This window comes from Achromobacter deleyi, from assembly GCF_013116765.2.
GTDB classification, from domain to species: domain Bacteria; phylum Pseudomonadota; class Gammaproteobacteria; order Burkholderiales; family Burkholderiaceae_B; genus Achromobacter; species Achromobacter deleyi_A.
In genome coordinates this window covers 1015991-1029669 of record NZ_CP074375.1, presented here as the reverse complement: position 1 = coordinate 1029669, position 13679 = coordinate 1015991, and the positions used below count along the sequence as shown (strand labels likewise).

The following is a 13679-nucleotide window of genomic DNA, read 5'->3' as shown; positions in this document are numbered from 1 at the left end:
CGCCAGTCCATTGCTCGCATGAAAAACGGCGCCGGAAAGCCTGGGCTTTCCGGCGCCGCTTGTCGGGCAGCGTACGTGCTGGCGCAGCCGCTTAACGCGCCGGCTGCGGCGCCGCGCCGACGTCCTTGCGCACCTTGGCCACATCCGAGGCGCTGACCGCAGCCCCCTTGTTGCCCCAGCTCGACCGCACGAAGCTCACCACGTCGGCGACCTCCTTGTCGGTCATGCGCCAGTCGAAGCCCGGCATGGCGTAGGCGGTCGGCGCCGCCGTCGTGCCCGGCATCTGCGCGCCCTTGAGCACGATATGGATGAGCGAGGCCGGATCGGCCGAGTTCACCGTCGAGCTCAGCGCCAGCTGCGGGAAGGTTTCGGCGTAGCCCTTGCCCGTGCTGCGATGGCATGCCGCGCAGTTGTTCAGGAAGGCCATGGCGCCGTCGCCCTGGTCCTTGCCGGTACGCAGCGCCTGCGCCACGGACTCGTCATAGGCCAGCGGCTTGGTCGCATCCTTGTTCACCGGAGGCAGGCTCTTCAGATACACCGCGATGGCGTTCAGATCGGCGTCGGTCAGGTGCTGCGTGCTTTCCTCGACCACCTGGGCCATCCCGCCGAAGGCCGCCGAATGGCCGTTGCGACCGGATTTCAGGAAGGCCGTGATGTCTTCCTTGCTCCAGTTGCCCAGGCCGTCGGTGGCGTCGCCGCGCAGGTTCTTGGCCAGCCAGCCTTCCACCACGCCGCCCGACAGGAATGCCGATCCGTCCGCGTCGGTCAGCGCCTTTTCCTGCAAGGCGACGCCGCGCGGCGTGTGGCAGGTGCTGCAATGGCCCAGGCCTTCGACGAGGTACTGGCCGCGCAGCAGCGCCTGCTTGTCGGCGCCGCTCAGGTCGGCGGTGACGGGAGCCGTCGCAACGTCCGGCGCGAACATCCAGCGCCACACGGTCAGCGGCCAGCGCATCGACATCGGCCAGATGATGTCGGTGTCCTTGTTTTCCTGCTTCACCGGCTGGACGCCGTGCATGAAGTAGGCGTACAGGGCCTTCACGTCTTCGGGTGTGACCTTGGCGTAGGCCGTGTACGGCATGGCCGGGTACAGGGAATGTCCGTCCTTGGCCACGCCGTGGCGCACGGCCCGGTCGAAGTCCTCGTACGAATAGCCGCCTATGCCCGTTTCCTTGTCCGGCGTGATGTTGGTGGAATAGATCATGCCCAGCGGCGAATCGATCCCCAGGCCGCCGGCGAAGGGCTTGCCGCCCTTGGTCGTATGGCAGGCGATACAGTCGCCGGCGCGCGACAGATATTCGCCCTGCTTGATCATCTGCGCGTCGGCTGCCGCCGGCGTGCCGTCGGCGGCAACAGCGGCGCTGGCAACCAGGGCAGAAAAGGCCGCAACAATGGTCTGCTTAATCATTGTTCCGTCTCCTTAAGCCTGGACCAGCGGGCCGGGGTTCTTCAAGTACTGATCGCGGATCGCCTGTGCGGCCCAATAGGCCAGGGCGCCGACCAGGCCCGTCGGGTTGTAGCCCATGTTCTGCGGGAACACGCAGGCTCCCATCACGAACACGTTGGGCACGTCCCAGCTCTGCAGGTACTTGTTGACCACGCTTTCCTTGGGATTCGCGCCCATGATGGCGCCGCCCGTGTTGTGCGTGCTCTGGTAGACGCGCGTGTCGTAGCGCGCGCCCTTCTTGCGCACAGCGACAAAGTGCTTCTCGGGGTTCATCGCCTTGGCCACGGTCTCCATGCGCTTGCCCATATAGCCCAGCATGTCGAACTCGTTGTCGTGCCAGTCGAACGTCATGCGCAGCAGGGGCTGGCCGTAGGCGTCCTTGTAGGTCGGATCGAGCGACAGGTAGGCGTCGCGGTACGACATCACCGAACCGGAAATGCCGATGGTCATGAAGCGCTGGTACGCGTCCTGCACGCCCGCCTTCCATGCCGTGCCCCAGCTCGGGGTGCCCGGCGTCGTGGGCGTCTGCTTGATGGGGCGGCCGCCGTAGCGCACATGGCGGATGCTGGCGCCGCCCACGAAGCCCAGCGGGCCGTGGTCGAACTGGTCGCCGTTCAGGTCATCCATGCCCACGCCGCCCGCGCCGGTGCCCACGAAGGGGTTCAGCTGGGTGCCCTTGGGCAACAGCACGTTGACCGCGCCGTTCATCTGGTACGCATAGTTCTTGCCGACCACGCCTTCGTTGGTCTTGGGGTCATACGGCTTGCCGATGCCCGACAGCAGCAGCAGGCGCACATTGTGCATCTGGTAGGCCGACAGGATCACCAGGTCGGCGGGCTGATCCACCTCGCGGCCTTGCGCGTCGATGTAGGTCACGCCGACGGCCTTCTTGCCGGTCGAATCCAGGTTGACCTTGATCACCTGCGAATGCGTGCGCAGCTCGAAGTTGGGCTTCTTCAGCAACACCGGCAGGATGGTGGTCTGCGGCGAGGCCTTCGAATACATGTAGCAGCCGTAGTTCTCGCAGAACCCGCAGAAATTGCAGGGACCCAGGCGCACGCCATACGGGTTCGTATACGGGCCGGACGCGTTGGCGGCGGGCGCGGGATACGGATTGAAGCCGACTTCGCGCGCGGCCTTCTCGAACAACTGGGCGCCGTAGGTATTGGGCAGCGCGGGCAGCGGGAATTCCTTGCTGCGCTTGCCTTCCAGCGGATTGCCGCCTTCGACGATCTTGCCGTTCAGGTTGCCGGCCTTGCCCGACGTGCCGCAGACGTACTCGAACTTGCTGAAGTACGGCTCCAGCTCGTCGTAGGTCACGCCGAAGTCCTGGATGGTCATGCCTTCCGGGATGAACTTCTTGCCATAGCGGGTTTCGTAGCGGGTGCGCAGTTCCAGCTCTTCCGGCAGCACGCGGTAGTGCATGCCGTTCCAGTGAAAGCCCGCGCCGCCCACGCCGGTGCCCAGCAGGAAGGAGCCATTCTGGCGATACGGCACGGCCACGTCATCGACGCCATGGCGTATCGTCACGGTTTCCTTGGACAGGTCCTGGAACAGCTTGCCGCGCACGGAGTAAGCCAGCTCGTCGATGACCTTGGGATACTCGGCGTCCTTCGGGGTGTCCTGCATGCCGCCGCGCTCCAGCGCCAGCACCTGCAAACCCGCTTCGGTCAGTTCCTGACCCAGGATCGCGCCGGTCCAGCCGAACCCGACCAGCACCGCATCAACTTTGTCTTTCTTGATCGCCATGATTTAACCCTTCTCCCCAGAGATCGACACCGGGCCAAAGGGGTACTTGACGTTGGGCTGGTCGACCCAGTCCATGAAATCGGCGCGCGCGCCGGGAAAGCCCACCATCTTCCAGCCCACCATGTTCTTGTTGCCGCCGTAGATCGGATCGGCGAAGAACCCTTCCTTGGTGTTGGAAAGCAGGAAGCTGAAGAACGTCTTCGAGGGAACCGATTCAAGTTCGATCTTGCCGCCCTGCAGGTCCTTCAGGATCTGTTCCTGCAAGGCCTTGTCGAGTTCGGCGTAAGCCTTGCCGTGCGTCTTCACGCACCAGGCATCACAGGCCTCGATGCCATGGCGGTAGACCTCGCGCGGATTCTGGTTGAGCTGATAGCCCAGTTCCGGCACCTGGTCGGGATGGAACGGACCCTGCATGTACCAGAGCTTGCCGTGGCCGAAAGGCGTTTCCATCTGGCGGTCGATGAACTCGGGCACGCCGGCCGCGATCGCGCCGGGGCCGTACTCGTCGGCGGGGATCAGGTGATCCACCGCGGCAACGATGAAGGCCCATTCGGGCTTGGTGAAATAGGTGGGCTCGTAGGGCTTGGCCGCCTGCGCGGACTTGCCGTCGGCGGCGTTGGTACAGCCGGTGGTCAGTGCTCCCACCGCCAGCGTCGACGCCGGCACAATGGCCAGCGCCTGCAGAAACCGGCGGCGCGGCTTTGCGTCATCTGTCATGGACATCTCCGTGAATACTCCAAGTTGTCCTAGCGCGCTACCGAACATGAAACCTGGAAACACGAACTGCCGAGCTAGTGACAACACGCTCTTTTCTTGCTGGAAATCAAACCTGATCTTTGAAAAGGGACGTAAGAGCAGGTGCCGGCATTATGCGCCTTTAAACACGTCTGATCCGCTCAACCGACCGTATCAGTTCGATTTTCTTGACATGGAAAAGTCTTTTGCATTAAGGACAACGTAAGAAGCCCGCAAAAGCGGGCTTTTCTGACAGCTGGGTGAACGGATTCTGTATATTTGCGCGGCATTGCCTGGCGCCTGTACCCCGGCAAAATCCATGCGGGCCGCGCGGCCGCGCGAAACACGAATGGACCCGACGATGAACGACAAGACGAAGACCTGGCGCAGTTCGACGACCACGCGAAGCTGGAGTTCCACCACGGACCTCACGCCCGAGCAGCGCGTGAATATCGAAGACCTGCTGGACGGCGCAATGGACGGCGTGACCGTCAGCGAAAAATGGAGCTACGCCGGCACCGAAAACGGTAAGACCTTCGAGGTCGAGATCAACGACGGCGCGGTCACGGTGAATGGCCGCCGCTACGCCAGCCTGGACGAAGTGCCGCAAGCCGAACGCGAGCGCATCGAGGCGCTGCGCAATGGCGAGGGCATGGAAGGCCTGTGGGCCATGCTGAAAAGCAGGGGCATCGACACCGGCAACCTGACAGGCGCCCAGGCCGCGCAAGACGCCAAGCCTGCGTTCACGATCGAAACCGACGATTCCGATACCGCCCCGGCGCGCCCGGCGTCGTCCGGGCCCGCCGGCGGCATCCACGCAAGCACGGATTCCGCCCTGCCGCCCGGCGCGGTGCCTGCCGGTGGTGGCCTGCGCAGAACGCTCCTGATCGGCATCGCCATCGGCCTGGCCTTGTGGGTGGCGCGGGCGCTGAACCTCTTCTAGGCCGCGCCGCGGGCGGCCGCCGGCTCAGGTCGTGGTCTGGACGTGCAACCGGCTTGACTTGCAGCGGTGCAGCGCGCGGTAGTATTCCAGCGGACGCCCGTTGGCGCCGTAGGCGATGGACTCGATGCGCAACAGCGGTTCCGCGCTGGCCATGCCCAGCAATTCGCAGGTCAGCGCGTCCGGCGCCACGGCGTCGATCCACCGTTCCGCACGAACGATGCGCAACCCGTACTGGCGGCGCAGCAGATCATAAAGCGATCTGTTTTCCAGCCGGGCGCGATGCAAGCCGGGCGCCAGGTCCGCCGGCACGGCGGTTTCCACCAGCAGCTGCAGTTCCCCGTCGACGCTGCGCAGCCGCTTGAGCGCCACGACCGCAACGCCCTCCGACAGCGCCAGCGCGGCAGCCTCCTGCGCCGTCGGCGCCCGCAGCTCCTGGACCAGCACCTGCGTGCGGACCGTGCGGCCCTTGCGCGCCATTTCGTCCGAGAACCCCAGCACCGTAGACACGAAGTCTTCGTCGCGTTCACGCGCGGACACGAAAGCGCCCTGCCCGCGGATCTTGTAGATCAGGCCGTTGCGCACCAGGTCCGCCAGCGCTTCCCGCACCACAATGCGCGAGATGCCGTACTGTTCGCCGAACTCGGCCTCGGTGGGCAGCTTGGCCCCCACCTCCAGCTCGCCTTGCAGGATCTTGCCGCGCACCACGTCGCGGAACTGCGCCCAGAGCGGCGCTCCGGCGTTACGGTCCAGCACGTCTAGGGTAGGAATGGAGCTGCTCATGTCGTAATCGGGCTTGAAATCGAATCCGTGGACGAGGCGGCATCCATCCCTGGCGCCTTCGCCGCTTCGTCCGCGGGCAGGTCTACAAAATGCCGGTCGCGCAAGGTGGCGGCGCAGGCCCGCCACTCTTCGCGCCGGCGCGTGGCCGTCCAGCCCAGCGCGGCGGCGGCCAGGTCCGCCAGTTCCGACAGCAAGGCGGCATCGACGCGGCCGCGTATCGCCAGCAGCGTGCGGCGTATCACCAGATCATTCAGGCGCCGCACGCCGGTCTCCTGGCACAGATTGCGGATCTCGGCCTGGGAATAGTCCGGCGCATGCTGCAACGGCGCGTCGCCCGCCGTGGCAAAGGCCTGCGCCAGCGCGCCGGCGCGCGAACCATAGCGGCCGACCAGCCCGGCGATGCGCGCGCGCGGCAGGCCGGACCGGGACCGGATGCCGTCGATCAGGCGATCCAGCGCCGCCGCGTCCGCAGGCATATCCGCGCCGCCGCCGATGGCCAGCGACTCCGTCGACCGCAGGCGGGGCTTTCCCAGCAACGCCAGCGTCTGGTTTGCCGCCAGCTCCGCCAGCGAGCGGAAGGTGGTCCACTTGCCCCCCACCAGGCACACCAGCGGCACATCGCGCACGGCGTTCGGCGGGTCGATGACAACGGAGTGATCCCGCGAAATCTGCCCGGGCTTGTCGGCATCCGAATGCGCCAGCGGGCGCACGCCGACGTAAGTGTAGACCACGTCCGCGCGCGCGAAGCGCAGGCGCGGAAAGACCTCGCCCAGCACATCGAGCAGGTAGTCGATCTCGGCCGGTTCGGTGGCCGCCTGGTCCGGATCGTCCACCGGAATATCGGTGGAGCCCACCAGCACCCGGTCCATGAAGGGATAGACGATGCAGACCCTGCCGTCGGACGCCTCGAAGTAGGCCATGCGGCCGCCCAGCGCCGCGTGCAGCGCCGGATGCTCCAGGACCAGATGCGAGCCCTTCGTCCCCATGACGCGCGAACCCGCGCCTTGCAGCGCGCTGGCCGAACGGTCCAGCCACGCGCCCGTGGCATTGACCACGGCATCGGCCGTGACTTCCACGGAGTCTCCCGTGATCTCGTCGCGCAGGGTCAGCGCCCTGCCGCGGCAAGCCGTCACGCTGCAATAGTTCGCGGCCACGGAAGCGGACTGGCCGGCGTGCGCGTCCGCCAGCAATTCCAGGATCAGCCATTCGGGATGGCTGATCCAAGCATCGAAGTACGTGGCCGTCCAGCGCACCGAATCGCTGAACAGCGCCCCGTCCGCCGCCCTCGCCCGCGCGATGCGGTGCCCGGGCATCACGCGCTGCCGGCGGCCCAGCCTGTCGTACAGCCGCAATCCCAGCGCCACGACGAACAGGCCTCTTGCGCCGGGCGACGCGGTAAAACCGGCAAACCTCAGCATGCTCCCCAGCAGCCCCCCGAAGCGGCTGGACAACGGCACCACCGTTTCCAGCGGACGCACCAGATGGGCCGCGTTGCGCAGCAGCAGGTTGCGTTCGCGCGTGGCCTCCGCCACCAGCGAGAACGCGCCGCTCTCCAGATAGCGCAAGCCGCCATGGATCATGCGCGATGGCGCACTGCTGGCCCCGGCGGCGAAGTCGCCCTTGTCCACGATCAGGCAATCCACGCCCTGCAGCGACAGGTCGCGGAACACGCCCGCGCCATTGATGCCCGCGCCGACGATCACCGTGGAAAAGTGCCGGCCCGCCAGCGATGCGGGACGGACGTAGGGCAAGGTGCGCGCCGTCATCGCGCCGGCCTCGACAGGTGTTCAAACGCAGGCGCCATGCTGCCGATCAGCGCTTCAAAGCCCGCGTGGAATTCGGCATGCGCCTGTCCGGTGCCGGCCTCCGGCTCCACCGTGACGCAGCGCACCGGCAGCGCCTCGTCCGCGCGCAGCCCTTGGGACAGCGCCGCATGGCCCGCCGCGCCGCGCGCGCCGGTCTCGTCGTCGCCGCAGCGTTCCACCGCATGGCCCAGAAACCCCGCCAGCAGCCGCACCAGCCTCGGATCGCGCGCGCCGCCGCCCAAGGCAGCCACGCGCCCCGGCACGCCCAGGCCGCGCGCGGCGTGGCGCCTCAGATGCCAGGCATGCAGGGCCGCGACGGCATCGACCACGGCGCGCGCCATGTGCGCGCGCCCATGATGCCCCTTCAGGCCCACGAATCCGGCGATGGCCCCCGCCGCCACGCCGCCGCCGTTGATAAAGGGCAGAAAGCGCAGGCCTTCCGCGCCCAGTGGCACGGACATCGCGCAATCGACCACCGCCGCCGCGTCCGCGAATTGCAGCGTGCGCGCCAGCCACGCCACGTTGGCCATCGAAGACGGGCTGTTTTCCAGATACAGCCGTTCCCCTGGCGGGCCATGGCGCACGATGGCGCCGACCTCCGGCTTGGGTTCCCTGGCCGGCGCCACGACGGCGTTCACGCACCAGGTCCCGAACACCGCCACCGCATGCCCGCTTTTCACGGCGCCCACCGCCGACAGCGACGCCAGCAGATCAATCGCGCCCATCGCCACCGGCAACCCCGCCGGCAGCCCGCAAGCGGCGGCGCGCGCGGGCAGCAAACGCCCGATCACCGTTCCGGCAGGCACCAGGGGCGGCAAGGCGCGGATCATCAGGTCTGACAGGCCCGCCGCTTCGAACGCCAGCGCCGACCACTCGCCCGATTGCAGCGACAGCAGACCCGCCGTGCTGGCGTCGCTGGCATCGGTGGCGATCTCTCCGCATAAAAGGAAACTCAGGTAATCCTTGGCGAACAGCAGCCGGCGGATGACGCGATGCCCGCCGGTATCGCCGTCAAACAATTGCGCCGCCAACAGGCTGGACTGGCCGGCCCAGGGCCGGCAGCCGACCTCCTGATACAGCGCGTCGCCCCAGCGCGCGGCCAGGGCCCGCGCTCGGCCCGACGCACGCTGGTCCGTCGACGCCACGGCCCGCCCCTCCAGCAGGCGGCCCTGCCCGTCCAGCGCATACAGGCCCGCGCCGTGTCCCGTGCAGCACAGCGCCCGGATGTCCGCCACGCGCGGGCCCAGCTGTTCGGCCACCCCGCGCAGCGCCTGCATCAGCGCGGCCTCGATCGCATCCGCGCTCAGCTCGCAGCCGCCTCCCGGCAGATGCGCATAAGGCAGCGCGCCGCCCGAGGCGGCCAGCGTGGCACCCGTCCCCGCCTCGAAGGCGACTGCCTTCAGGCCGGTGGACCCCATGTCGATACCCAGGAATATGTCGGCTTTCATGTTATGACATTGTCTACATAAACTTTCGGCAGGATAGCAGTGTTTCCCCTAGTAAAAGAAATAATTCGGCTGCCATATAGTTCACTCGATGTCATAACAACGAGTTGAGTCTATCAGGCTCACCACCACCCGGTATCCAAGCCATCAGGCACTGGATCAATGCGAGGAAAAGGAGCGCAACATGAGAAGAGAATTCTTGAAGACCGTAGCCGCTGCGGGCGCCAGCCTCGCAGGAGCCAATGCCTTTGCGCAGGCCGCGCCGGCCGCCCAGGGGACCGGCCTGAAAGGCGCGAACAGCGACGTCTATGTCATGAACGTCATGGTGTCCGGGGTGGAATACTGGTTCCCGGTGTATGAAATGATGAAGCAGCTGGGCCAGACGCTGGGCGTGAAGACGCGCTACTCGGGCACGCCGGAATACGACGTCAACAAACAACTGGCGTCCTTTGAGCAGGAGCTGGCCCGCAAGCCCGCCGGCATCCTGCTGCACCCGATGAACCCCGACCCGTTCATCGAGCCCATCAACCGCGCGGCCGCGATGGGAATCCCGGTCGTCACCTTCGCGGCCGACTCGCCCAATTCCAAGCGAGTGTCCTTCGTCACGTCCGACAACGAGCGCGAAGGCGCCCAGGCCGCCGACGCGATCGCCGCCGCGCTCAACGGCAAGGGCGACTACGCCGTGCTGGAAAACCCCGGCCAGGACAACCACGACCGCCGCATCGCCGCCTTCATCAACCGCATGAAGACCCAGCACCCCGGCATGAAGCTGGTGGGCCGCGCCGCCAGCAACCAGGATCCGAACAAGGCCTACCAGGCCACCTTGAGCCTGGCGCAGGCCAACCCCAACCTGGGCGCGCTCTTCATGCCCGAGGCGAACTCCGCCCTGGGCGCCGCGCAGGCCAGCATCGAGACCAAGAAGAACATCAAGGTGCTGTGCTGCGACGTCAACGCCAAGATCCTGGACATGATCAAGTCGGGCGAGGTCTATGGCTCCGTCAATCCGAACCAGGGCGTACAGGGCTATATGGGCATGATGCTGCTGTTCCTGGCGCGCAACCAGCAGCTCATCGACCCGATGAACGACGCCAAGCGCAACGGCACCAACCCGATGGCCGTGCCCTTCCTGGACAACGGCCTGTCCATCGTCAGCAAGGCCAACGCCGACGACTTCTACTGGGACAAGTACCTGGCCCGCCGCGGCACGAAAGGCATCAACGAATGACCGCGTCCGCGCCGCTGCTGGAGCTGCACGGCATCACCAAGCGGTTCGGCGCCTCGCGGGCGCTGGCCGGCGTCCGGTTCTCGCTGCGCCAGGGAGAAATCCATGCCCTGTGCGGCGAGAACGGCGCCGGCAAATCGACCTTGATGAAGATCATCGACGGCATCCACGCGCCCGACGAAGGCGAAATACGCCTGAACGGCGAACGCGTGGTCATCACCGGGCCGGCCCACGCCATGCGCCTGGGCATCGGCCTGGTCCACCAGGAAATCGCGCTGTGCGGCGACGCCACGGTGGCCGAGAACATCTTCATGCCGGAGATCGCCGCCCGTCCGCGCGCCTGGATGGACTACGCCAGCCTGAATGCGCGCGCGACCCAGGTGCTGGCCCGGCTTGGGCAGCGCATCGACCCCGGCCTGCGGGTGGACGACCTTGGCATTTCCAGCCAGCAGCTGGTGGAGATCGCCAAGGCGCTGACGCTGGACTGCAAGGTGCTGATCCTGGACGAACCCACCGCCGCGCTGACCGAGGTGGAATCCGTCGCCCTCTTCCGCGTGCTGCACGACCTGAAGGCGCAAGGCATCGGCATCATCTACATCAGCCATCGCATGGCCGAGATCTTCCAGCACAGCGACCGCGTCACCGTGCTGCGCGACGGGCGCGACGTCCTGTGCGCGAACATCGGCGACATCACGCCCGACGCGCTGGTGCGCAGCATGGTCGGGCGCGACCTGGGCAGCTACTACCCGCCCAGGCAGGCCGCCAGCGATGAACCCGCCGAGCCCCTGCTAGAGGTCGAGGACATCGCCGACGAAGTCAGCGTGCACGGCATTTCATTTACGCTCCGGCGCGGCGAGATCCTGGGGATCTCCGGCCTGATGGGCGCCGGGCGCAGCGAACTGGCCGAAACCCTGTGCGGCCTGCGCCGCGCGCGCCGCGGCGCGGTCCGGCTGCGTGGCGAGCCGCTGCGGCTGCGCCGCTACGGCGACGCGCTGCGCCATGGCATCGCCTACCTCAGCGAAGACCGCAAGGCGGCGGGCCTGTTCCTGGACCTGCCCATCGAACAGAACGTGTCCTCGATGGCGCTGGGCCGCATCAGCTCGCGCTTCGGCCTGCTGCGGCGCCAGGCCGAACGGCGCCTGGCCATCGACCTGGGCGCCCGGCTGAAGCTGAAATCGGACGGCGTGGCCATCGACGCCGCCAGCCTGTCGGGCGGCAACCAGCAGAAGGTGGCCATCGCCAAACTGCTGGCCACGCGGCCCGCCGTGCTGCTGATGGACGAGCCCACGCGCGGCGTGGACGTGGGCGCCAAGTCCGAAATCCACCACATCCTGCGAGACCTGGCCAACCAGGGCGTGGGCGTGATGGTCATTTCGTCCGAGCTGCCCGAAATCATCGGCCTGTGCGACCGGGCCCTGGTGATACGCGACGGCCGGCTGGCCGGCGAGCTGCCCGCCAGCGAAATGACCGAAGAGCGCCTGCTGAGGCTGGCTTCCGGCCTGAGCGCCGAGGAGACGATCTGATGTCCGAACTGAAACCCTCTCCCGCGGCCGACGCCGCCCTGCTGGCCGACGCAGGCCTGGCGCCCCGGCCCGGCGCCGCCAGGCCCAGGCTGCGGCACCGGCTGGCCAGCATGCGCGAGGCCGGACTGCTGCTCATCATCGCCCTGCTCGCCATCGTCATGAGCTTCGCGTCGCCCCACTTCCTGACCTGGGAGAACATCCGCGCGATGCTGCTGTCGTTCTCCATCGAAGGCATCGTCGTGGTCGGCATGACGCTGCTGGTGATCGTCGGCGGCATCGACCTGTCCGTGGGATCCGTCGTGTGCCTGGCCATGGTCATCACCGGCAAGCTGTTCCTGATGGGGGTGGACCCCTGGTCCGCCAGCCTGGCCGCCATCGCCGCCAGCGCCCTGGTCGGCGCGCTGATCGGCCTGTGCGTCACGCGCATCGGCCTGAGCCATTTCATTGCCTCGCTGGCCTTCATGGTGATCGTGCGCGGACTGTCGCTGGCCATCACCCAGGGCACGCCGCAATCGCTGTTCTCACTGCCGCCACAATTCAAGTTCATCGGCCAGGGCGCCATCGCCGGCATCCCCGCCGTGATCCTGATCTTCGCGCTCATCGTCATCGTCAGCGATTTCGCGCTGCGGCGCTCGGCCCTCTTGCGCAAGGTGTTCTACACCGGCAGCAACGAAAAGGCCGCGCTCTATTCGGGCATACGCACCGGCCGCGTGAAGTTCTGGGTCACCGTGCTGTGCTCCGCGCTGGCGGGCCTGGCCGGCGTGGTCTACACGGCGCGCTTCGGCGCCGCCACCCCCAACTTCGGCCTGGGCATGGAACTGAACGTCATCGCCGCGGTGGTGATAGGCGGCGCCAGCCTGAAAGGCGGCTCCGGCACCGTACTGGGCGCGGTGCTGGGACTGGCCCTGCTGTCGGTCGTCACCAGCTCGCTCATCCTGCTGGACGTTTCGCCCTACTGGCAGGACGTGGTCAAGGGCCTGATCCTGCTGGGCGCCGTCACCGTCGACCATCTCATGAACGTCAAGAAAGGACATCGATGAACACCACGACACTGGGTGCCTCGGGCATCGAATGCGAAACCGTCGGCCTGGGCACCTGGGCCATGGGCGGCTGGATGTGGGGCGGCAACGACGACGCGGCGGCGGTCGACGCCATCCGCGCATCGCTGGATGCGGGCGTGCGCCTGATCGACACCGCGCCCGCCTACGGCCTGGGCCACGCCGAAAGCCTGGTCGGCACGGCCCTGAAGGGGCGCAGGCACGAGGCCGTCATCGCCACCAAATGCGGACTGGTGTGGCACACGCGGCAAGGCGAGCACTTCTTCGACGAAGCAGGCAAGCCGGTGCATCGCCACCTGGGCCGCGACTCGATCTTCCATGAGGCCGAACAAAGCCTTGCCCGCCTGGGAACGGATTACATCGACCTCTACATCACCCACTGGCAGGACAGCGCCACGCCGGTCGCCGAAACCATGGACGCGTTGCTGGACCTGAAACGCCAGGGCAAGATCCGCGCCATCGGCGTCAGCAACGTCACGCCCGACACCCTGGCGGAATACCTGCAATATGGCCCGGTGGACGCCATTCAGGAACGCTACAGCCTGATGGACCGCGACATCGAATCCAGCCTGCTGCCGCTGTGCGGCGAACATGGCGTGGCCTCGCTGGGCTATTCGTCCCTGGCGCTGGGCCTGCTGGCCGGCCCCATTGATCCGGCGCGGCAATTCACCGGCGACGACCAGCGCGCCGGCAACCCGCGCTTTTCCGCCGCCAACCGCGCGCGGCTGCAGGCGTTCTTCCTGGACCTGGCGCCCCTGCAACAGCGGCTGGATTGCTCGTACGCGCAACTGATGATCGCCTGGACCACCCGGGCGGGCGGAGTCAGCCTTGCCCTGTGCGGCGCGCGCACCCCGCAGCAGGCCATGCAGAACGCCGGCGCGGCCAGGCTGACGCTGGACGCGGCCGCCATCGCCGCCATCGACGCGGCGGCCGGCCGCCATCTCAACACGCTGGACTGAACCCCAAGGAATTCCA

Annotated in this window: 11 protein-coding genes; 5 read left to right on the top strand and 6 right to left on the bottom strand. The window is 67.1% G+C overall.

The annotated features are described in order from the left end of the window. Nucleotides 1–91 precede the first annotated feature (91 nt). Genes HLG70_RS04735 through HLG70_RS04725 form a run of 3 tightly spaced genes read right to left on the bottom strand, consistent with a single transcriptional unit; the run spans nucleotide 92 to nucleotide 3910 of the window. Nucleotides 92–1405, bottom strand: a complete 1314-nt coding sequence (locus HLG70_RS04735) for a c-type cytochrome (protein WP_171663710.1) — start codon at nucleotides 1403–1405, stop codon at nucleotides 92–94. Nucleotides 1406–1417: 12 nt separating this feature from the next. Then, nucleotides 1418–3193 (bottom strand): GMC family oxidoreductase, encoded by a 1776-nt coding sequence (locus tag HLG70_RS04730; RefSeq protein ID WP_171663711.1) that lies wholly within the window; start codon nucleotides 3191–3193, stop codon nucleotides 1418–1420. Nucleotides 3194–3196: 3 nt separating this feature from the next. Next, nucleotides 3197–3910 carry a gluconate 2-dehydrogenase subunit 3 family protein gene (locus tag HLG70_RS04725; protein ID WP_171663712.1) on the bottom strand — a complete coding sequence of 238 codons (714 nt, stop codon included), beginning with the start codon at nucleotides 3908–3910 and terminating at the stop codon, nucleotides 3197–3199. 379 nt (nucleotides 3911–4289) lie between these two features. Between HLG70_RS04725 and HLG70_RS04720 the strand changes: the two genes are divergently transcribed. After that, nucleotides 4290–4871, top strand: coding sequence for a hypothetical protein (locus HLG70_RS04720; protein WP_171663713.1), 582 nt, complete (start codon nucleotides 4290–4292; stop codon nucleotides 4869–4871). A 24-nt stretch (nucleotides 4872–4895) separates the two neighbouring features. On the opposite strand, the gene HLG70_RS04715 is transcribed toward HLG70_RS04720, so the two are convergent. Genes HLG70_RS04715 through HLG70_RS04705 form a run of 3 tightly spaced genes read right to left on the bottom strand, consistent with a single transcriptional unit; the run spans nucleotide 4896 to nucleotide 8904 of the window. Further along, on the bottom strand, nucleotides 4896–5651 hold the full coding sequence (locus HLG70_RS04715) for a GntR family transcriptional regulator (RefSeq protein ID WP_171663714.1): 756 nt from the start codon (nucleotides 5649–5651) through the stop codon (nucleotides 4896–4898). Continuing rightward, a complete protein-coding gene (locus HLG70_RS04710) occupies nucleotides 5648–7417 on the bottom strand; it encodes a glycerol-3-phosphate dehydrogenase/oxidase (RefSeq protein ID WP_171663715.1) in 1770 nt (589 codons plus the stop codon). The genes HLG70_RS04715 and HLG70_RS04710 overlap by 4 nt, the downstream gene beginning before the upstream one ends. Continuing rightward, a complete protein-coding gene (locus HLG70_RS04705) occupies nucleotides 7414–8904 on the bottom strand; it encodes an FGGY family carbohydrate kinase (RefSeq protein ID WP_171663716.1) in 1491 nt (496 codons plus the stop codon). Before HLG70_RS04705 ends, HLG70_RS04710 begins: the two co-directional genes overlap by 4 nt. A gap of 181 nt (nucleotides 8905–9085) precedes the next feature. Here HLG70_RS04705 and HLG70_RS04700 point away from each other — a divergent pair, with 181 nt between their 5' ends. From HLG70_RS04700 to HLG70_RS04685, 4 genes are read left to right on the top strand one after another with little or no spacing between them, the layout of a single operon-like run. Beyond that, nucleotides 9086–10126: a substrate-binding domain-containing protein gene (locus HLG70_RS04700; protein ID WP_171663717.1), complete on the top strand. Its 1041-nt coding sequence runs from the start codon at nucleotides 9086–9088 to the stop codon at nucleotides 10124–10126. Further along, nucleotides 10123–11646 (top strand): sugar ABC transporter ATP-binding protein, encoded by a 1524-nt coding sequence (locus HLG70_RS04695; RefSeq protein WP_171663718.1) that lies wholly within the window; start codon nucleotides 10123–10125, stop codon nucleotides 11644–11646. The genes HLG70_RS04700 and HLG70_RS04695 overlap by 4 nt, the downstream gene beginning before the upstream one ends. Then, nucleotides 11646–12686: an ABC transporter permease gene (locus tag HLG70_RS04690; protein WP_171663719.1), complete on the top strand. Its 1041-nt coding sequence runs from the start codon at nucleotides 11646–11648 to the stop codon at nucleotides 12684–12686. The genes HLG70_RS04695 and HLG70_RS04690 overlap by 1 nt, the downstream gene beginning before the upstream one ends. Next, the gene (locus HLG70_RS04685; RefSeq protein ID WP_171663720.1) at nucleotides 12683–13663 is read left to right on the top strand and encodes an aldo/keto reductase; all 981 of its coding nucleotides are present in this window, start codon (nucleotides 12683–12685) and stop codon (nucleotides 13661–13663) included. Before HLG70_RS04690 ends, HLG70_RS04685 begins: the two co-directional genes overlap by 4 nt. Nucleotides 13664–13679 lie beyond the last annotated feature (16 nt).

Coding starts and splice junctions, on each gene's coding strand:
- HLG70_RS04730 (WP_171663711.1), bottom strand. CDS start 3,193: ATGGCGATCAAGAAAGACAAAGTTGATGCGGTGCTGGTCGGGTTCGGC.
- HLG70_RS04720 (WP_171663713.1), top strand. CDS start 4,290: ATGAACGACAAGACGAAGACCTGGCGCAGTTCGACGACCACGCGAAGC.
- HLG70_RS04705 (WP_171663716.1), bottom strand. CDS start 8,904: ATGAAAGCCGACATATTCCTGGGTATCGACATGGGGTCCACCGGCCTG.
- HLG70_RS04710 (WP_171663715.1), bottom strand. CDS start 7,417: ATGACGGCGCGCACCTTGCCCTACGTCCGTCCCGCATCGCTGGCGGGC.
- HLG70_RS04725 (WP_171663712.1), bottom strand. CDS start 3,910: ATGACAGATGACGCAAAGCCGCGCCGCCGGTTTCTGCAGGCGCTGGCC.
- HLG70_RS04715 (WP_171663714.1), bottom strand. CDS start 5,651: ATGAGCAGCTCCATTCCTACCCTAGACGTGCTGGACCGTAACGCCGGA.
- HLG70_RS04690 (WP_171663719.1), top strand. CDS start 11,646: ATGTCCGAACTGAAACCCTCTCCCGCGGCCGACGCCGCCCTGCTGGCC.
- HLG70_RS04735 (WP_171663710.1), bottom strand. CDS start 1,405: ATGATTAAGCAGACCATTGTTGCGGCCTTTTCTGCCCTGGTTGCCAGC.
- HLG70_RS04700 (WP_171663717.1), top strand. CDS start 9,086: ATGAGAAGAGAATTCTTGAAGACCGTAGCCGCTGCGGGCGCCAGCCTC.
- HLG70_RS04695 (WP_171663718.1), top strand. CDS start 10,123: ATGACCGCGTCCGCGCCGCTGCTGGAGCTGCACGGCATCACCAAGCGG.
- HLG70_RS04685 (WP_171663720.1), top strand. CDS start 12,683: ATGAACACCACGACACTGGGTGCCTCGGGCATCGAATGCGAAACCGTC.